The organism is Maribacter sp. MJ134 (assembly GCF_003970695.1).
Classification (GTDB): Bacteria; Bacteroidota; Bacteroidia; order Flavobacteriales; family Flavobacteriaceae; genus Maribacter.
In genome coordinates, this window is sequence record NZ_CP034570.1 from 1,200,059 (window position 1) to 1,220,671 (window position 20,613).

Annotated in this window: 15 protein-coding genes; 10 read left to right on the top strand and 5 right to left on the bottom strand. The window is 38.5% G+C overall.

Annotation, left to right across the window (positions count from 1 at the left end; all coding sequences use genetic code 11):
• The first annotated feature begins 62 nt into the window (after nucleotides 1-62).
• Nucleotides 63-2,264, top strand: a complete 2,202-nt coding sequence (locus EJ994_RS05315) for a tetratricopeptide repeat protein (protein WP_241240858.1) — start codon at nucleotides 63-65, stop codon at nucleotides 2,262-2,264.
• Here the strand turns inward: EJ994_RS05315 and bshB1 are convergent.
• From bshB1 to EJ994_RS05330, 3 genes are read right to left on the bottom strand one after another with little or no spacing between them, the layout of a single operon-like run.
• Nucleotides 2,261-2,977, bottom strand: coding sequence for a bacillithiol biosynthesis deacetylase BshB1 (gene bshB1, locus EJ994_RS05320; RefSeq protein ID WP_126591545.1), 717 nt, complete (start codon nucleotides 2,975-2,977; stop codon nucleotides 2,261-2,263). The genes EJ994_RS05315 and bshB1 overlap by 4 nt on opposite strands.
• Before the next feature lie 60 nt (nucleotides 2,978-3,037).
• Nucleotides 3,038-4,216, bottom strand: coding sequence for a trans-sulfuration enzyme family protein (locus tag EJ994_RS05325; RefSeq protein WP_126591546.1), 1,179 nt, complete (start codon nucleotides 4,214-4,216; stop codon nucleotides 3,038-3,040).
• Nucleotides 4,217-4,255: 39 nt separating this feature from the next.
• On the bottom strand, nucleotides 4,256-5,662 hold the full coding sequence (locus EJ994_RS05330) for an MATE family efflux transporter (RefSeq protein WP_126591547.1): 1,407 nt from the start codon (nucleotides 5,660-5,662) through the stop codon (nucleotides 4,256-4,258).
• A 240-nt stretch (nucleotides 5,663-5,902) separates the two neighbouring features.
• On the opposite strand from EJ994_RS05330, the gene EJ994_RS05335 reads away from it, so the two are divergent.
• Entirely contained in the window at nucleotides 5,903-7,189 is a 1,287-nt protein-coding gene (locus EJ994_RS05335; RefSeq protein ID WP_126591548.1) for a M14 family metallopeptidase, read from the top strand.
• 3 nt (nucleotides 7,190-7,192) lie between these two features.
• On the opposite strand, the gene ccsA is transcribed toward EJ994_RS05335, so the two are convergent.
• Nucleotides 7,193-10,375 (bottom strand): cytochrome c biogenesis protein, encoded by a 3,183-nt coding sequence (ccsA, locus tag EJ994_RS05340; protein ID WP_126591549.1) that lies wholly within the window; start codon nucleotides 10,373-10,375, stop codon nucleotides 7,193-7,195.
• 137 nt (nucleotides 10,376-10,512) lie between these two features.
• Here ccsA and EJ994_RS05345 point away from each other — a divergent pair, with 137 nt between their 5' ends.
• The 8 genes from EJ994_RS05345 (at nucleotide 10,513) to galK (ending at nucleotide 19,700) form a co-directional block, all read left to right on the top strand.
• Complete coding sequence (locus EJ994_RS05345) at nucleotides 10,513-11,274, top strand: Rossmann-like and DUF2520 domain-containing protein (RefSeq protein ID WP_126591550.1); 762 nt, start codon at nucleotides 10,513-10,515, stop codon at nucleotides 11,272-11,274.
• Nucleotides 11,258-11,785, top strand: a complete 528-nt coding sequence (locus tag EJ994_RS05350; RefSeq protein WP_126591551.1) for a KdsC family phosphatase — start codon at nucleotides 11,258-11,260, stop codon at nucleotides 11,783-11,785. Before EJ994_RS05345 ends, EJ994_RS05350 begins: the two co-directional genes overlap by 17 nt.
• A gap of 2 nt (nucleotides 11,786-11,787) precedes the next feature.
• Complete coding sequence (locus EJ994_RS05355) at nucleotides 11,788-12,375, top strand: Maf-like protein (protein ID WP_126591552.1); 588 nt, start codon at nucleotides 11,788-11,790, stop codon at nucleotides 12,373-12,375.
• 33 nt (nucleotides 12,376-12,408) lie between these two features.
• The gene (locus EJ994_RS05360) at nucleotides 12,409-13,362 is read left to right on the top strand and encodes a septum formation inhibitor Maf (protein ID WP_126591553.1); all 954 of its coding nucleotides are present in this window, start codon (nucleotides 12,409-12,411) and stop codon (nucleotides 13,360-13,362) included.
• A gap of 3 nt (nucleotides 13,363-13,365) precedes the next feature.
• Nucleotides 13,366-13,929 carry a mechanosensitive ion channel domain-containing protein gene (locus tag EJ994_RS05365; protein ID WP_126591554.1) on the top strand — a complete coding sequence of 188 codons (564 nt, stop codon included), beginning with the start codon at nucleotides 13,366-13,368 and terminating at the stop codon, nucleotides 13,927-13,929.
• A 76-nt stretch (nucleotides 13,930-14,005) separates the two neighbouring features.
• Nucleotides 14,006-16,537 carry a PIG-L family deacetylase gene (locus tag EJ994_RS05370; RefSeq protein WP_126591555.1) on the top strand — a complete coding sequence of 844 codons (2,532 nt, stop codon included), beginning with the start codon at nucleotides 14,006-14,008 and terminating at the stop codon, nucleotides 16,535-16,537.
• A gap of 111 nt (nucleotides 16,538-16,648) precedes the next feature.
• Entirely contained in the window at nucleotides 16,649-18,448 is a 1,800-nt protein-coding gene (locus EJ994_RS05375) for a sodium:solute symporter (protein ID WP_126591556.1), read from the top strand.
• Nucleotides 18,449-18,536: 88 nt separating this feature from the next.
• A complete protein-coding gene (gene galK, locus EJ994_RS05380) occupies nucleotides 18,537-19,700 on the top strand; it encodes a galactokinase (RefSeq protein ID WP_126591557.1) in 1,164 nt (387 codons plus the stop codon).
• A gap of 54 nt (nucleotides 19,701-19,754) precedes the next feature.
• Here galK and EJ994_RS05385 read toward each other — a convergent pair whose 3' ends face one another.
• Nucleotides 19,755-20,600 (bottom strand): DUF2911 domain-containing protein, encoded by an 846-nt coding sequence (locus EJ994_RS05385; protein WP_126591558.1) that lies wholly within the window; start codon nucleotides 20,598-20,600, stop codon nucleotides 19,755-19,757.
• Nucleotides 20,601-20,613: the final 13 nt, after the last annotated feature.

The following is a 20,613-nucleotide window of genomic DNA, read 5'->3' on the forward strand; positions in this document are numbered from 1 at the left end:
TTAAGGTTCAGATAATTACAATAGCTTATAATTCTATTAAAGGCATACTTTTTATCGATGAAATGCATAAAATTGCCGACAAAACACACAAAAATGGGCGTTTCACAACATTAATTGCCTCGCCAGACCTAACTAGCACTAAATTTAATCTCTATAATAGATTTTTAGAAATCATGCTAGCCATAAATATTTCGTTAACTCGAACGGTCACCTACATAAGGACAAGTTATATAATGCTTTTGGGCTTAGTAGCTATAACCCTTAACGTTAATTCGCAAGTTAATCTACGTGATAGTCTTAAGCACAATATTATTAAACTTCAAAAAAGTAAAGGATTTCAAAGTACGGACACCCTTTATATTAGTGCTCTTTTGGAGTTGGGCAATGCACAGCGCTATTACCAATTGGATAGTTTGCTGTTACTTTCCAAAAAAGCCTTGGAATTAAGTAAAAAGTCGAACTATAAAAGGGGTGTAGCCGAATCTCACTCAGGAATTGGAACTTTTTATTCTGATAGAGGTAAACATAAAGAAGCAATCAAATACTTCAAAAAAGCTATAGAAATAGCTCACGAGCTAAATGATACAGACTTAAAACTATTAATGATTAATGATTTAGCAGGTGAATATAGTTATCAGGGAAATTACGCATTAGCTCTAAAAGAATACTTAAGGGCTGTGGAAATGGCCGACCTAGTGGATAATAAAGATATGTTATCCGTCATAAACGAGAATATTGCCGGACTATATGTAGAGCAGAAAGATTTTAAACAAGCGATGCTTTTCTACAAAAAGGTGAAATCGCTCAATGAAGAAATCGGTAATCCCATCTTTATGGCAGAAACGATGAGCAATATGGCCTCTGCCTATGCTGACATGGGAGAATTGGACCACGCTATGTTCAATGCCAATAGTGCTATACGAGTATTTGAAGACGAAAAAATAATGGATTGGCTTGCATACGCTTATGAGATAAAGGGGAAAACGTACCTAAAACAAAAGAAATATACTTGGGCCATGTATTGGTATAGGCAAAGTGAGCTCTTACACAAAGAGCTTAATGACGATAGATCGGAAATACCCCTTTTAAATGGTATGGCAGAAGCAAGTCTTTATATGAATAAAGATAGTATAGCCGAGGTTTACGCTCATAGAGCTCACAAACTCTCAAGAAAAATAGAAGACATCGCTGGTACTAAGAACTGCGCCAAGACCCTTTACAACATATATAAGAACAAGGGTGATTTTGCTACCGCTTTGGAGTACCATGAGCTTTTTCAAAAAATAAGCGATACGCTTACGCGAAAAGAAAATAAGAAAGGGCTAACCATGCTCAAGACCAAAATTGAATATGATCAACAGAAGGAACAGTTAATTTTAGAAAACGAAAAGGCACTAGCCAAACAGAAAAGTTATGTTTACGCAGCCCTTTTTATCCTATTCATCTTTTTAGGCATCACGATTTTGATAAGAAGAAATGAAAAAATACAAAAGAAACTGAACAAGGAACTTATCTCCAAAAAGACAGATTTAGAAAAGAAAGAAGAACATTTAAAGGATGCGAATCAAACAAAGGATAAACTTTTCTCTATTATAGGACATGACCTTAGAGGTCCAATAGGAGCCTTTCAAGGGCTCATGAAGCTTTTTAAAGAAGGTGAAATGTCTAAAGAAGAATTCTTGGAATTTGTGCCCAAGCTCAAATCTGACATTGACCATATCGCCTTTACCCTGAACAATTTGCTCTCTTGGGGGCAAACACAAATGGACGGTTCGGTAACCAAACCAACAGTAACGTCACTAGAAACAATAGTATTGGAAAATATTGCGCTTCTTTCGGAAATCGCCAATAACAAATCTATAAAACTAATTAACCGGATTGAAGCCAATACCTTGACCTGGGTAGACACCAATCAAATCGATATCGTTATACGAAACTTGATCAGTAACGCTCTTAAATTCACTCCTGAAAAAGGAATGGTCACCATAGGCGCGGTTGAAAAATCTAAATATTGGGAAATCTACGTAAGGGATAATGGTGTTGGAATGAACGAAGAGACCTTAGGGAAAATTTTCAATAAAAGTTCCAATCATACCACTTACGGAACCAACGATGAAAAAGGTACTGGCTTAGGATTGTCCTTGTGCAAAGAAATGGTAGAAAAGAACAAAGGAATCATTTGGGTAGATAGTGCAATTAATAGAGGCTCTAGCTTTTACTTTACAGTTCCCAAAGCGCAAAAAGAATATAAAATAACCGCTTAGATGATATCACTCAAAGAATCTACCGCTATCATCCTTTCCACGGTAAAACCTTCGGCATAATCCTTTCCAATTAGCCTTCCCATATCCTGTGCTCTGTAACGCACACTTTCAATAAATGTTTTACTACTTATCGGTGTTTCGGGTTCCTCACTATCCGGGTCATGAAATTGAGAACTGTACGCTAGAATGGCTTCCGTTTTTTTATCCATAAAGCCAGTAATATCAACTACGAAATCGGGAACCAAGTTTTTCCACTGTATATAATGATATACCAGTTTTGGTCTCCAAGGTTCTTGAACCACTCCCATTACTTCGGTTTCAATTTTGATAAGGCCGCTTAAAAAACAGGCGTCGCTTACTAATTTACTTCCTTTGCCATGGTCTATATGCCTGTCATCAATAGCATTGCAAAGCACAATTTCCGGTTGATATTTACGCACCATTTTAATTACCTCTAATTGATGGGCTTCGTCGTTTACAAAAAATCCATCTCTAAATTTGAGGTTTTCCCTGACTTGAATTTGAAGGATTTCACCAGCTGCGGCAGCCTCTTTATCTCTAATTTCAGCTGATCCACGAGTTCCAAGTTCGCCCCTTGTTAAATCAACGATGCCAATCTTCTTACCTTTGGAAACTTCTTTGGCTATGGTCCCCCCTGCCCCTAATTCAGCATCATCAGGGTGAGCGCCAAAAACTAATATGTCTAATTTCATTTAAATGCCATTATATGCTATAAAGCGTTAGTCCAATTTTTTAACGGACATTACTAGGTGTTAGTTTTTCTCAGAAAAGACAGCCTTCTCTTTTGCAATTGTTAGAGCGCCTTCGATATCATCTATTAAATCAGCTACCTCTTCAATACCTACCGAGAAACGAATTAAGCCATCCTTGATTCCTTGTTGTGCCCTGACCTCCGGACTCATAAGTGCATGGGAAGTCTGGGTCGGAGATAACACTGTACTCTCCACGCCTGCCAGGCTCATGGACGATTTAATCAAACCTAGCGATTTTTGAAATAAAGAGGCGTTCAAATACGGTTTTAGTTCAAAGGACAACATTCCGCCAAAGCCTTTCATCTGTTTTTTAGCCAGTTCATGGTCCCTGTGGGAAGGAAGGCCTGGATAATATACGCTATCTATATCCTCATGACCATTTAAATAGGTCGCCATGGCCATGGCATTTTCGTTTTGAGCTCTAACACGTAAGCCCATGGTCTTGATACTACGTTCCAATAGCCAAACCGTATAATCACTTAAACTTCCTCCAAAATTTTTCGCTAAATGAAAAATACGTTCCATATGCGCTTCACTGGCCGCAACAGCACCAGCGCAAATATCTGAATGTCCACCCATGTATTTCGTAGCGCTATGAATAACAATATCGATACCAAAATCTAATGGATTTTGATTTACCGGGCTAGCAAAGGTGTTGTCTATCATGGATACTATTCCACGCTTTTTTGCTAGGGCGGCAACAGCTTCTATATCTGTAATGGTCAACAGCGGGTTTGAAGGCGTTTCAATATAGATAACCTTCGTATTATCCTTAATTTTCACTTTGAAATCTTCTGCTTCCCACCCCTCGGTGAAGGAATATGCTATACCGTATTTTTCAAACTCCTCTGTTACTAAATTATACGTACCGCCATATAGGGTTTGTTGCAATACTATATGGTCCCCAGCTCTCAAAAAAGACATTAGGGCCGTACTTACAGCAGCCATGCCACTTCCGAAAATAAGAGCCGATTCCGCATGCTCTAAAGCGGCAATTTTCTTACATAATCCTTCTTGGTTGGGCGTATTAAAATATCTAGGATATCTTTTTACGTCAACGTCATCAAACGCGTAAGAAGTACTCATATATAGGGGAGAAATGGCCCCTTTGTGCTGTTTGTCCTCGAGTTCACCAACATGGGTACAAACCGTATTCAATCCTTTTTTAGAAACGTTCATCCTTCTTTAAAATTTACAATTTAAAGGTACAAAATTACCTTATACTTGGAATTGTTTCCACCTTCCTCTTTTAAATAGAATAATTGCAATGATGGCCAACAAAACTTCGGCCAAGGTAATCGCCATAAAAACTCCTAAAGCCCCTAATTCAAAATAAAAGGCAGCTATATATGCAAAAGGTAGTTGAAATAACCAAAAGGCCATAACATTTATCCTAGTAGGCGTTCTAGTATCACCAGAACCATTAAACGCTTGTGTTACGACCATGCCATAGGCATAGAAAATATAACCAGCAGCAATAATTTGTAGGCAAAGGCCACCATTTTCAACCACGACTGGGTTGTCATTGAACCATCCTACAATTTCCTTGGCAAAGAATAAATAGACAAGCGAAACAGCACCCATAAAATAGGCATTGTACTTTCCCGTTTTCCAAACAGACGTCTCTGCCCTATCAGGTTTTTTTGCTCCTAAGTTTTGTCCTACTAAGGTGGCCGCAGCATTACTCATTCCCCAAGAGGGCATAAGGGAAAATAGCATTACCCTAATTGCAATGGTATAACCGGCAAGTACTTCACTGCCAAATTCGGACATCATCCGCATTAAAAAGACCCAGCTAGATGTTCCTATTAAGAATTGGGCTATTCCTCCTAAAGAAATACGAACAAGGTTAATCATCACTTTAAGATTCAAAATTACATCCTTAGCTGCCAATTTAATACTACTCCAACCAAAAAATAGCACACATAGTTGAAACAGCACAGCTGTTCCCCGTCCAATATTGGTCGCAATGGCAGCACCCACAACACCGTATTCGGGAATTGGCCCCCAGCCGAAAATAAATAGGGGGTCTAGAATAATATTCAATCCATTAGACAGCACTAATGTCCACATGGCAACCGATGCATCTCCGGCACCCCTAAATATGGCATTAATAAGAAATAATAACATAATGGTGATATTGCCACCTAATAGCAATTTGGTATAACCAAATCCCTCCTCAATAAGACTAGCCTCCGCTCCCATCAATGAAAGGATGTCCTTAGCACATAAAAAACCAAGAACACCAATAACCACTGAAATGACTACTCCCAAACCTACAGCTTGTACAGCGGCTTCCTTAGCTCCTTGTACATCCTTTTCACCTATTCTCCTAGCAACTATGGCAGTTGCTGCCATACTCAAACCTATGGCAACCGCGTATATTAAAGTGACGACTGATTCTGTAAGCCCAATCGTGGCGACGGCATTTACACTTACCTGTGAAACGTAGGCAATATCTACTAGTGCAAAAATGGATTCCATGAGCATTTCCAATATCATGGGAACCGAAAGCATAAAAATAGCTTTACGAATGCTTCCTGAAGTAAATTCGGATTCCTTACCACTTATGGCAATCCAGAAATAATTAAAAAAATGTTGAACAGTTTGTATATATGACCTCATAAATAGAAATTTGAATTATTGAAAAAGAAGTGTAGCCCGATAAACCGGCGTTAGGACGGCGATTTACAATTATGCCTAGCGGCAATGAGCATTGGTATCAATAAAATTTCTAGAGCTTCATAACACCTCAAATATGAGAAAAATTATGCTACCTTAGAAAACTGATTACATAATTTCTTCTATAATTTTTCTTTTGAAGGACTAAACAATATTTTCACTAAAACATAATAAGCCACGAATATGAGATTTTCCTTTGTGCTCGTTATAGTACTATTTTTCATTTCTTCATCTTGCAAAAACACGGATAAAGCCATCGCTAATAGGGCGCCAACTGGTTACCAAGGACAAAAACCAAGTCCTATTGTGCCAACGGTAAACAGACCTGTTCAAAAGCAATGGAAAGGTATTTGGTCCTTATCCAACGATACCTTTTTTACGAATGATTTTGATGGGGCAAGACTAAATGGTGTCGCAGATGATGGCAATGACCATTACACCATTTGGATAACCGCCGAAAATACGCCCATTAATGTGAGTCCCTGGTATGCATTTAAGGTATGGACCACAAAACCAAGAGAAATAACCATAAAATTATCGTACCAAGATTCCAGAAGCAGATACTATCCTAAAATTAGTACGGACGGACTAAATTTCAAGGTATTGGACAGCGCCTCTTATAAAGCAATCAATAAAGGTGAGGGTGATTTTGGGATCAATGCCGCACCTGAATTTGTAGAGTTGAAGGTAAACGTTGGAAAGGAACCAATCTGGATAACTGCTCAAGAACTATACACTTCAGAAAGAGTGAAGAAATGGATTGACTCACTGTCTACCAAACCCTTTATCTCGTCCTATGAAATTGGAAGGAGTACTGAAAATAGAGCTATGAACTTAATGCAAATCAAGGCGAATCAGGACACGAAAAAGGCCGTGATGATTATCTCTAGGCAACATCCGCCAGAAGTAACCGGGTTTTTAGCCATGAAATCCTTCATTGAAACTATTGCCGGAGCAAGCCAACAAGCGCAGGAGTTTAGGACAAAGTTTGATGTTTTTGTGGTACCCTTGATGAATCCTGATGGAGTAGACAATGGGCATTGGCGGCACAATATGGGTGGTATTGATTTAAACAGGGATTGGCAAAATTTTAATCAGCCAGAAACTAGAAGTGTTCGTCAATTTTTAAACAAAAAAAACAATGAGGGCTATGAGTTTGTATTCGGGGCCGATTTCCATTCTACCTGGGACGATATTTATTACCCCATAGATAGCACTATTACGGGTGACAAAGGAAAAATTGTTTTTGACTGGATCGAAAGTATTAGCCATAGGCTTCCTCAGAAGAAAACAAATATAAGCGCCTCTAAAAAGGTTGAACCTACCATGGTTTCTCGGAATTACTTCTACGTAAACCATAAAATGCCCGCCATAGTTTTTGAACTAGGTGATGATACTCCTCGCGATTTCCTTAAAGAAAAAGGTCGGGTAGCCGCTGAAGAACTAATGCGTTTACTACAAGAAAAATAAGGACTATTTGGAATAATTTACTTTATACCTCCAATAACTTATAGCCCCCAAGGCTGCAACTCCAGCGATGGTGTAATAGATAAATGTTGGTGTAACCACTTGTGCTCCACTGGCGTAACTATGTAAACCTACCAAATAAAAATTAACCCCTTGATAGGTCATCATAATACTGCCGTAGGCTACCACGCTTAGAAAATTAAAGGTCCATTTACCTCGTAGTCCAGGAACCAATCTGGTATGAATTACAAAAGCATAAACCATAATGGATATCAGTGCCCAAGTTTCTTTCGGGTCCCAGCCCCAATAGCGTCCCCAGCTTTCATTGGCCCACTGACCTCCCAGAAAATTACCAATGGTCAACATGATGAGGCCCACGGTAAGTGATATTTCATTGATAATGGTCAGTTCCTTTAAATTAAAATCCATTCGCTTTTTATTCTTTTTGGTCGTGAGCAACATCAATAACAAGCAAACTACTCCAAGGATCATCCCTACGGTTAAAGGACCGTAGCTCCCCACAATTACCGAAGTATGAATCATTAACCAATAACTATCCAGAACAGGTACTAAATTCCCGATTGTTGGATCTACCCAGTTTTGATGCGCAAAGAAAAGCAGCATGGCTGCTACGAAAGAAGATGCCGCAACCGTCATATCACTTTTTCTTCCAAAGGCAATACCCATGCCCATGGTAGCCCATGCAACGAACAGGATGCTTTCATAAGCATCACTCCAAGGGGCATGCCCTGAGATATACCAACGAAGAATCAGACCCGCTGTATGCCAAACGAAAAATAGCACTATGGTACCCTTCAAGAAATAAACGGACGCCTTCCAAATTTCGCGCTCTTTGAAAATTTGTAAAATTAGTATGATGAACATCAAAACACCTACTAATAAATAGTATTGATAAAGCCTATTAAAAATGTCCAATTTATTGTAAATGACCTCGGTATCAATTCTATTCTGCGAAGGCAAAACTTCACTTCCATGATTCGCTTGATTCTGTTTAAAGGCGGCAAGTAATTTATCCGCCTCCGTATAATCACCAGATTGCTGTGCTTTACCCAAGGTCATCAAATAATAGGGCATAGCATTTTTAATAAAGTTGGCGTATAACGAATCTGCTACTTGGTACTGCCCTCCCCTATACTCTATTGCAGAAATCCATTTATTATTTTCATCGTTCAATAAAGGAAAAATCTTTACTATTTGTTGGCTTAACGCTTGATCCAGCAAGTTCAATCGGATATTGATATCCTTGATGTCCCGTTGAAATTTATTAGGACTTGCTTTTGTAGTAGCTTCCCTAATATAAGGTGCAAGTTTATATTGTCCTTTGCTATCAAAGAAATCTGTTGCTTTAATATATTTTTGGCCACTAGGGATTCCTATAACTTTTCTAATACTATCATTCTGTGCCTTTTTATCAACGGCAATAAACTCGGTATTGTACCAAATGGCAGGATTCATCATCATAGAAAGAAATACCTGATCGGAACTAAGTCCAGAATAGGTGTCCTTCAAACTTAGCTTTCTCAAAAGCTCTGATGAGAAAGTGTTTATTGGTTTCATACGTCCACCTTCATCCTGAATGACCAATTTTCCAAATTTATCCGCATGTTCTTTTGCAACTATGGATGCTCTTAATAGGGAGTCTACCTGAAGTTGTGTGGGTTCCGTAGAATGATCATGACCATCGTCCGCAGAATGTTCCTGTGCCGCCATAGGAAAGCAAAGACCTATTAGTAAGACTATCGTAGCTAGGGCTTTTTTCTTTTTCTCTTTCAGCTTGTTCAAAGCACTGCTCAAGTCCTTAAAACGGGTTTTACCAAAGAACATAATACCCAAAAGGCCTATATATAAGAGGAAATAACCAACATACGTAATCCATGTGCCCCAAAAATCATGATTTACGGAGAGTGTCGTTCCTTTTTCATCAGGGTCAAAACTTGCCTGAAAAAAACGATATCCTTTATGGTCTAAAACATGATTCATAAAAACATCGTAATCAAAGGTTCGGTCGTCTTTTACGGTAATTTTACTCATGAAGGAAGCATATCCTTTCTCTGTACCGGGATATTTCTCCGCAATAAAATCGTTCAATTGAATACTAAAAGGTAATTCGTGTACTTTAGAACCATAGCGTAATGCAAAATCTAAACCGCCTACGGTAATCTTATCGGTAAAATCGGTACCACCCTTGCCACCGAGTACTTTTATTTTTTTAGTTTCCCCATTAGAAGTAATGGACATTAGCAAGGCATCGGTATCAAAATCGGTCTTTTCTGCCTCGGGAATTTCTACTACTCCATAACTTCCTTGAACAACAGAATCAGGTATAACGAATTGCATATTGGCTGCATTATATAGGGATCTCAATTGCAAGGGCTGTAAGGAATCTTTTTCTAGCGTTCCTTGAAATTGGTCCGCCATTCGCATAAAACTTCCTGCGAAGGGAGATTTTATCTCGTATACATTTCTTGTAGTGGATATATTAATGGCGCCGTCCGTAGGTACGTTCAATGCAAATAAAACACCATGTATACTACTTACCTTTCCGTTCTCTAAATAATGCTCATGTCGCTGGCCATCGCCAGCCTCAACTATTTTTAGATAAGTGTTACCAGAATTATCAGGCACAAGACCTTCTTTAGCTCCCTCTATAAAACCTTCATAAGCAATAGTGAACGGTTGACCGTTAAAATCAGAATTCCAAGGTAAATTAGATTTGATGTCCTCCGCAGTAACGATTAAATCGTCCTCCAAAATTTTTCTTCGAGGTTCGCCTTCAATCTTACCATCCACATGTGCCGTAAAATAGGTCTTGTCCGAGTAGAAAACATTTTCGGTCTTTCCTTCGCGTATAGGCATCATACCCTCATAACTGATGTATCTGGTAACAAAGGCTCCAATGATAATTAATATCCAAGAAACATGAAGCAATAATACCGGCCACTTTTCTTTTCTTAAAAGACGATACCTAAAAATATTACCCGCAAAGTTGATCACAAAAAATACCATAATCACTTCAAACCAAGTAGCATTATATACCCAAATACGCGCGGTTTCCGTGGAGTACCAACTTTCGATAAAAGTTCCAAAAGCCATGGCTGTGGCAAAAACAATAAAAAGAACGGACATTAAACGGGTAGAAAAGAAAATTTTCTTGAGCAATTCTGTCATAAAGAAAGACATTGGTTTTCAGCTAGCAAAAATACGGTGTTTTTACCATTTTCAGCAGAAATCCACTATTTTAAAACTTAAACAAAAGTGTTAATTTTTATCTTAAAAAGAGCTTTTATTCTTTGTACTTTTGAATAATGATTTCTGTGGTTTTATTGGGAACTGGTAATGTGTCTAAGAATCTCTTCGAATCTTTTTTGAACAGTGATGAAATTGATGTACTTCGAGTGGTAGGAAGGTCAGAAAAGGGGTTAGTCCATTTCAAAAATCGTACAGAAACCAGTACAGATTGGAATGCACTACCAAAAGCGGACATCTACATTTTGGCCATTAATGATGACGCTATTGCGGAAGTGTCAAAAAATCTAATGATCAATGGTCTAATAGTGCATACATCCGGAAGTGTTCCCCTAGCGGTTTTAGCAGACCATAGCCATTCTGGTGTATTGTATCCCCTACAAACCTTTACTTCCAATAAAATAATCGATTTAGATAAAGTGCCTTTTTGTCTTGAAGCGAAAGACCCAACAGATTTGGATTTACTACAGAAATTCGCACAGCTTTTAAGTAATCATATGGTACATGTCTCTTCGGAAAAACGAAAAGTACTTCATTTAGCTGCAGTGTTTGTAAACAACTTCACCAACCATATGTACACCATAGCGAATGATATTAGTGAAACAAATGATTTAGATTTTGATCTATTAAAACCTCTGATTAAAGAAACAGTCTCCAAGCTGGACTATCTTAGCCCTACCGAAGCGCAGACAGGCCCTGCAAAACGGGGAGATTTAAAAACGCTTCATGGACATCTAGACCTACTAAAGGATTCTCAACATAGAGAAATTTATAAATTAATGAGCAACGCAATTAAAGCTTCCTATGGAAAAAAGTTATAAAGAATATTTAGAGCATATTACCACATTCGTTTTTGACGTAGACGGGGTTTTTACGGATGGCAGCCTTCTGGTTACTTCAGAAGGAGAAATGCTTCGTAAAATGAACGTTAAAGATGGATATGCCTTAAAAGTGGCCTTACAAAAAGGGTATCATGTATGTATTATAACCGGAGGCACTAATGAAGGGGTAAGAATCCGCTTGAAGGGCCTTGGTGTTAAAGACATTTACTTGGGTGCCCATCATAAAATAGAAGCGCTGAAAGACTATCTGCAAAGCAATGATATCGCAAACAAGAATGTACTTTATATGGGAGACGATATACCGGACGTACCACCGATGAAAGCAGTGGGGCTGCCGACCTGTCCTCAAAATGCCGTTCCGGAAGTAAAGGCCGTCAGTAAATATATTTCTCACATTAACGGAGGGCAGGGCTGCGTAAGAGATGTTATAGAGCAGGTATTGAAAGTGCAGGGTAACTGGGCGGGTAACTTTAGTGCCGCAAACGACTGACCATGCTGCGAAATATTTTAAAAGACCACAAACTTATATTGGCCTCTGGCTCACCCAGGAGAAAAATGTTCTTTGAGGAAATGGGACTGGATTTCGAAATTCAGTTAAGACCAGTTGAAGAAATCTATCCGGAACACTTAAAGGGAGCGGAAATCTCCGATTATCTCGCAGCATTAAAGGCTAGCGTCTTCAAAGATGACCTTAACCCTAAAGAAATACTTATCACATCGGATACTGTGGTGTGGCATGATAACGAGTCCCTTGCAAAAGCAGCCACACCCAAGGAGGCTTTTGAAATGCTTAAAAAATTGTCCGATGATTGGCATCAGGTCATAACTTCAGTATGTTTTACCACTACAGACAGTCAGAAGGTTTTTAATCGAATAACATCTGTCAAATTTAGGGAGCTAGATGATGATGAAATCAACTATTATATTACTAACTATAAACCTTTTGATAAGGCCGGTGCTTACGGTATTCAAGAATGGATTGGTTTAGTTGGCATTGAAGAAATAAAAGGATCTTATACCAATGTGGTGGGGCTACCTACCCAGTTAGTCTATAAAACGTTAATGCATATGGTAAGCTAATCTCTTTTTGGTAATTTAGTAAAAAAACAAACCATGAAATCTACCTTAAAAATTGCGAAAGGCTTTTCACTACTAACACTAACTCTAGTTGTACTGGTCTCCTGTTCCGAAAACAAAAAAGACAAAGCCACGGACATTGCATTGAACGAAGGGGTCAAAGAAGCCGTAAGTCTTGAGAAAAATGAACTATCAAAGGATTTCAAAGCCTATTGGTATGCAGGAAAGGCGGAGATTACTTCCTACAAATTAGAACAAGCTAGATATGGTGAGATGCGAGAGGGAAACGCTGTACTGATTTACGTCACGGAACCCTTTTTAAATGACAAACAAGTTAAAGCGGACGGTAATAATCCAGATAACATTCCAGTGCTTAAATTGAATTCCACCAAAAACTATCTTACGGGTATTTACCCGTACTCTATTATGAACAGTAGTTTTTACCCTGTTCATGATAACCAACACGCGCTAAAGCTTACGTTTTCCTCTCAGGAGTGGTGTGGACAGGTTTACACCCAATTGAATAACAGAGCTAAATTTGAAGTAGCGTCTCATTCCTATTTTGAAAGCGAAGCAGATCAAGAACTACAATTGGACAAAGCCGTACTCGAAAATGAAATTTGGAATAAGATTCGCATAAATCCAGAAAATTTACCCCAGGGAAATTTCAATATGATTCCTTCTTTAGAATTCTCCCGATTGACCCACAAGGAATTAAAATCGTATAGTGCTACTGCTTCGTTAACAAACAATGGCAAGCATCAGACTTATGAAGTCAATTATCCAGAATTAAAAAGAACCTTAAAGATTAACTTTAGTACTCAATTTCCGTATACCATAGAAAGTTGGTCAGATTCCTTCATTAGTGGTTATGGAGCGAATGCTAAAACCCTGACTTCGACAGGTACAAAAATCAAGACCTTGAATACCCCCTATTGGAGACAAAACGGCAATAAGGATCTGTATTTAAGAGACAGTTTAGGAATATAAAATATGGAAGAGTTTTTACTGAACCACAAAGACGAATTAATTTCAACTTTAATTGTTTTTGCACTATTGTTAATATTAAAATTTGCCTTTACAAAAGCAGCAAAAAAAGTTGGTAAGATTGGTGATTTTAATCCCGTACGGACAAATCTCATCATAAAGTATATTTCTATAGCCCTGACCATTGTAGCTCTTGCTGGTTTCACATTAATATGGGGTGTAAATTACAAGGATTTAGGAGTATTGCTTTCCTCGGTGTTCGCAGTCATAGGAGTTGCGTTGTTTGCGCAGTGGTCTATTCTAAGTAACCTCACGGCCGGTGTTATTATATTCTTTTCCTTTCCTTTTAAAATCGGAAACACGATTAAAATTCTGGACAAAGAGCTGCTAGACCCTGAACAACCTCAGGGCGAAACCTTTACTATAGAGGACATTAAGGCTTTTCATTTACATTTAAGGAAAACCAATGGTGAAATTCTAACCTACCCCAATAATATGGTCCTCCAAAAGGGCGTAGTCTTAATCTCTACCTATGACGGTCAAGTCATCTCGAATGTGGGCGAGGCCTAGTTTGTTAAAGAAGTCGTAAAATAGTACCCTAGGGTGTTAATCTTGTTATCTTTGAAAGTACTCTAAAATCCATACCATGCGACACTTTGTGGCAATCTTTACCTTTAGTTTTCTGCTAGCAAACTTTGTTACTGCCCAAACCCCAAGAAACCAGAATCCCTCAGACATTTATCATGCCGTGCAAAAACTCAACTTTTTGGGCACTGCCTTATATATTGCTGCGCATCCGGACGATGAAAACACAAGGCTAATTTCGTATCTGGCCAATAACGTTCACGCAAGAACCGGCTATCTGTCCTTAACAAGGGGTGATGGGGGCCAAAATTTGATTGGTTCAGAGCTAAGGGAACTTTTAGGAGTTCTTCGTACCCAAGAACTGTTAGCAGCAAGACGAGTGGACGGTGGGGAGCAGTTTTTTACCCGTGCTAATGATTTTGGGTATTCCAAGCACCCAAAGGAGACACTAAGAATTTGGGACAAGAGCACCATCCTAGGAGATGTCGTAACGACCATAAGAAAATTTAAACCGGACGTTATTATCAATAGGTTTGACCACAGAAGTCCAGGTTCCACGCACGGCCATCATACAGCATCGGCCATGTTGAGTGTAGAAGCCTTTGATATGGCGAATGATCCTAATGCATTTCCAGAAAGATTAAAGTCTACGGAACTATGGCAACCGCAACGTCTATTTTTTAATACCTCTTGGTGGTTTTACGGAAGTCAAGAGAAATTTGAAAAAGCGGATAAATCAAAGCTATTGAATGTTGACGTTGGTGTATTTTATCCCACTTTAGGAAAATCCAACAATGAAATAGCTTCATTAGCCAGTAGCCAACATTTATGCCAAGGTTTCGGTAGGATTACCTCCAGAGGATCACAACCAGAATATGTTGAACTGCTAAAGGGCGATTTGCCAAAGGACAAGAATAATTTATTTGAAGGCATCAACACCACTTGGTCACGAATCGAGGGAGGCGAAGCAATTGGTGCTCTTTTAAATAAGGTAGAGCAGAATTTCAATTTTAAAAATCCCGCCATTCATCTTTCTGATCTCACTAAGGCATACAACCTATTGCAACAAGTGAGCAACGAACATTGGAGAAATTTAAAATCAGAGGAGTTAAAAACAATAATCGCTGCGATTACCGGTCTTCATTTACAGGCATTCGTTACTACTGCTAGTTCCAATCCAGGCGAAGTCCTATCAGTGAATATTGAAGCCTTAAACCGAAGCGAGAACAATATACTTTTGGAATCCGTTGTAATAAATGGGCAATTAATAGCGGATACATCATCAGAGTTGAAAGAAAACGTGATGGTAAAAAGCACTACGGAATTTACAATTCCAAAAAACACCAATTTTACCAGTCCTTATTGGCTGCTGGAGAACGGCACCTTAGGCACCTACAAGGTTAATAATAAGGATTTAATTGGGCTTCCTGAAACACCAAGAGCCTTCAATGCTACGTTCAACCTCGCTTTTGAAGGTGTCAACATACCCATAACCACTAGTATAGTGTATAAATATGCGCAACCGGATAAAGGGGAGATTTACCAACCTTTTGAAATAGTTCCAGAGGCCACGGCCAGTTTTAGCGATAAAGTAATTATCTTTTCGAACGATACGCCAAAAGAAATCCCTGTTACCATAAAGGCTCACAAGGATAACGTTTCTGGCCTTTTGCAATTCTGTTATGACAACGAATGGAATGTGGACAGGGAGACGAAAGAATTTAGCATAGCTAAAAAAGGAGATGAACAAACGGTATCCTTCACCCTTAGTCCGCCCCAATCAGAAAATGAAAGTTACATCTCCCCTATTATTAAATTAAATGGCGCGGAAATCACGAAGGAATTAGTGACCATAGACTACGATCACGTTCCTACCCAAACTATCTTATTACCTTCAGAAGCGAAAGTAGTTCGGTTAAATATCGAAAAGGTAGGAGAGCATATTGGATATATCATGGGTGCAGGCGATGCCGTTCCAACAAGTTTGGAACAAATAGGCTATAATGTCCATCAAATTGATCCAAATGACATCTCTGAAAACACTTTGGATAAGTATGATGCAGTTGTTTTAGGAATTAGGGCTTACAATGTGGTCAAAGAACTAAGTTTTAAGCAAAAGTACATACTGGATTATGTAAAAAACGGAGGTAACGTTATTGTACAGTACAACACAGCGGGAAGGTGGAACAACCAATTTGAGAATATAGCTCCATACGACCTTCAAATTTCTAGGGATCGTGTTACCAATGAAAACTCAGAAGTTGCCATTATTGCCAAAAATCATTCTCTAGTTAATTATCCCAATAAGATTTCCGAAGATGATTTTAACGGATGGGTTCAGGAAAGGGGACTTTATTTTCCGAACAAATGGAGCAAGGAATTTACGCCAATTTTAGAGATGAAAGATGAGGGGGAAAGCCTTAAGAAAGGAAGCCTTTTAATAGCTCCTTACGGAGAAGGAAATTATATTTACACGGGCCTTAGCTTTTTTAGAGAGCTACCTGCCGGTGTTCCTGGAGCGTATAAGTTATTCTCGAATATGTTATCCGTCGGAAAGGATAAATTAGAAAACAAAGACCAAATAAAAGGATGAGTCAAGAAAAGGACGAAAATAAAACCTGGAAAAAAGAATACTCCTTTGTGCTTGTTCTTAATCTTATTTATATTCTTATATTCTACTATTTAATGATATCATTCACGTAATATGGGAGTATTAGATTGGACTATTCTTTGTGGCACCCTACTCTTTATTGTAGCTTATGGTGTTTGGAGAACCAAAGGAAGTACTAACGTAAATGACTATGTTAGAGGAGGAAACGAAGCTAAGTGGTGGACTATAGGTCTATCCGTAATGGCAACACAGGCAAGTGCTATAACATTCCTTTCTACCCCCGGACAAGCTTTTCATGACGGAATGGGATTTGTTCAATTCTACTTTGGACTTCCATTGGCCATGATTATCATTTGCCTTGTCTTTATACCACTTTATCACAGAATGAAGGTATACACGGCCTATGAATTTTTAGAAAGTAGGTTCGATCTTAAAACACGCTCCTTGGCGGCTATATTATTTCTTATTCAAAGGGGTTTGGCTGCCGGGATAACCATTTTTGCACCTTCCATTATTTTATCTGCTGTGCTGGGTTGGGATTTACGAACCTTAAATGTTATTATAGGAACCTTGGTCATCATATACACCGTATCGGGCGGTACAAAAGCAGTAAGTGTCACTCAAAAACAGCAGATGTTTATTATTATGACCGGCATGTTCATCGCTTTCTTTTTTATCCTCGGCTATTTACCATCCGACATAACGTTCACAAAAGCAATGAAAATTGCAGGAGCCAGTAACAAGTTAAACGTCCTCGATTTTAGTATGGACACCTCTAGCAGATATACGTTCTGGAGTGGTATCACGGGTGGGCTCTTCCTTGCTCTAGCTTACTTTGGAACAGATCAAAGCCAAGTACAACGTTATCTCTCTGGTAAATCTATAAGAGAAAGTCAATTGGGGTTGGTTTTCAATGGTATATTTAAAATACCCATGCAATTCTTTATCCTATTGGTAGGAGTTATGGTTTTTGTGTTTTATCAATACAATCCATCTCCATTAAATTTTAATCCCTCTGCAACCCAAGCGGTGATGAGCTCAACATACGCAGAAGATTATAAACTGTTGCAAGAAGGTCAAGTTTCATTGGAAGCAGAAAAGCGAATTGCACAAAACAATTTTTCCGCTGCCTTAGAAATTAAGGAATATGCAGCGGTTGAGGTCGCCAAACAACAGATTATTAAAATCAACGAAAAAGATCGTGCAAATAGGGTCGCCGCAAAAAAACTCATAGCCCAAGCAGATGAAACGGTAGAGACCAATGATAAGGATTATGTTTTTATTCATTTTATACTGAATAACCTACCCAAAGGTTTAATCGGTCTATTATTAGCCGTTATCCTTTCGGCCGCTATGTCCTCTACAGCCTCCGAATTAAACGCTCTTGGAACCATTACGGCATTGGATGTTTACAAGAGAAATAAGTCCCTAGGGAATCGCGTACTCTCTTTTATAAATCTTATTTCTTTCGGCTATTACAAGGGTAATAAGAATACAGTGCTAACAGAAAAACACTACGTTCGTGCTTCAAAGGGCTTCACGCTACTATGGGGTATAATAGCAATCCTAATTGCCTGTATTGCCAGCCTTTTTGATAATTTAATACAACTCGTGAATATTATTGGGAGTATATTCTATGGTAATGTTTTAGGTATTTTTCTTCTAGCGTTTTTTGTGAAGTTCGTTCGGGGAAATGCAGTTTTCTTTGCGGCTTTACTCACTCAGCTAATTGTCTGCGTGGTCTATTATAACCTAATACATATTTACCCCTCTGGCGAAGAAAAATTAGGTTATCTATGGTTGAATTTTATTGGTTGTGCGTTGGTAATGACCATAGCCATTGTATTCGAAATCTTTGACCGTATGTTGAGCAAACCTTTAACTTCTAATTAAGGTAAGTTTATCGGTTGAATCTTCTTTAGAAATCATTCCTTTAACTATCCCGAGGTTTCATTGTCAAGATAATTATTTAGTACGTACAATGGTAGAAACAATAAAATCAGCATTTAAGGCCAATTACAATAGCGACCCTCTTTTGATAAAAGCCCCCGGCCGGTTAAATATAATCGGGGAACATACAGATTATAACTTGGGCTATGTTTTACCCGCATCCATAAACAAAGGAGTATATTTTGCTATTCAAACAAATCAATCCAACTCTATTCATGTAGAAACCTTTATAATACAACCAGAGCGCCTCATATTCGATGTAGAGGGAAATAATAGACCTTTCAACTCTTTTTGGGGAAATTACTTTAAATCTATTCTTGAAATATTAATCGAAAGAAAATATCCATTGAAAGGTTTTGATTGCGTCTTTGGTGGCGATATACCCATAGGCGCCGGCCTTTCTTCTTCCGCAGCGCTGTGTTGCGGTTTTATATATGGTATTTCAGAAGTATTGGACTTAGGTATTTCAAAAGAAGAAATTGCAATAATTGCTCAAAGAGCGGAACACCGAATAGGTTTAAATTGCGGCCTAATGGATCAATACGCCATATTATTCGGTAAAAAAGACTATGTGCTGTTCTTGGATTGTAAAAGTCTAAAATATGAATATGTGCCTACGAATATTAAAGGCTACAGTTGGGTACTTATTAATTCTAATATTACGCACAACTTGGCAGTGGACGAAGCCTATAATGAACGAAGGAGATCTTGTGAAAAAGTAGTAGCTAAAGTAAATGAGTTTAGAAAAGAAGTAAAGTCCTTACGCGATGTTTCATTGGCAGATTTAGAGAGAATAAGGAATGTAGTATCTCCTGTAGATTATAAACGTAGTTTTTATGTACTACAAGAGAATGACAGAGTTCTAAAAATGAAAACCGCCTTATATAAAGGTCAACCTGAGCAAATCGGTAAAATCTTATTGGAAGGACATTGGGCTTTATCCCAAGAGTTTGAAATTAGCACAAAAGAACTGGACTACCTCGTTAGCACCAGTGAAAAATTAACAGGTATAATGGGCGCAAGGATGATGGGCGGTGGATTTGGCGGTTGCACTATTAATTTAATGAAGACCAGCCTCTTAAATGAAAGTATTGAATCAATTTTGTCCAAATACAAATCTGAAATGGGAATAGAAGCAGAAGTATATCATTTGCAGGTCGATGAAGGCCTTCAGTTATTGGATATATCGCAATAAAAAACCTGCTATCCTAAAAGGAATGCAGGTTTTTTTATTTGAAGTTTGAAGGTCTTATTTAGCCCCCCATTCTTTTAAAGAATCTTTATTCATCTTAACATAATCATCATTACCAGCAGCCTCAGCTCCCATCAATGATTTTTTCGCAACTTCGATAGCACCTTTTTTATCTCCGGCTTTCGCTAAAATAAGAGACTGCTGTCTTAACTGCCAAAAGGCGGGCTTCTCGGTCATACTCATAGCCTTGTCCATCCATTCCTTGGCCTTGTTTATATCTTTATTTTCACTGGAATAATACACGGCAGCCGTATAATAATCTCCGGCAGTAGGTCCTGCTAGAGCTTTATCAATGCTGCTCATCACCGCTTTATCCGCAGGAACTCCAAAAGGAATAGCCACGTATACATTCTCCCAAATGATACCGATGTTGGCACCGTTACTCTTTACATCATCAATAGTAATGGTAAAAGTCTCCACGGGCATATCCATCGGATAAACAGGTACTGTTGCTTTTGCTACGACCTTGGCATCGTCCCACTCTCTAGGCGTTCCTCCACCTTGGGTATCAGTATAAAAGAACACTTGCCAGTTCTTTTCGCCTGGCTTAGTAAAGATAGAATATGTTCCGGATTTTACTTCTTGACCGGATATGGTAACATCCGTATCAAAACTTATTTTAGTGTAAGCATTGGCGCCTGTTCTCCATAATTTCCCATAAGGAACCAGTTCGCCAAAAACAGCTCTGCCACGCATAGAAGGTCTAGAATACTCTACCATAACTTCTGTTAAACCAACGGTTTGCATCAACTTAGATGCCGGACTAGGAGCTGGTGTCTCAATCTGTGCTTCCAAGGAAAACGAAGCAACAATTGCTAATAAAAAAAGTACTACTTTATTCATATTATGTTTGATT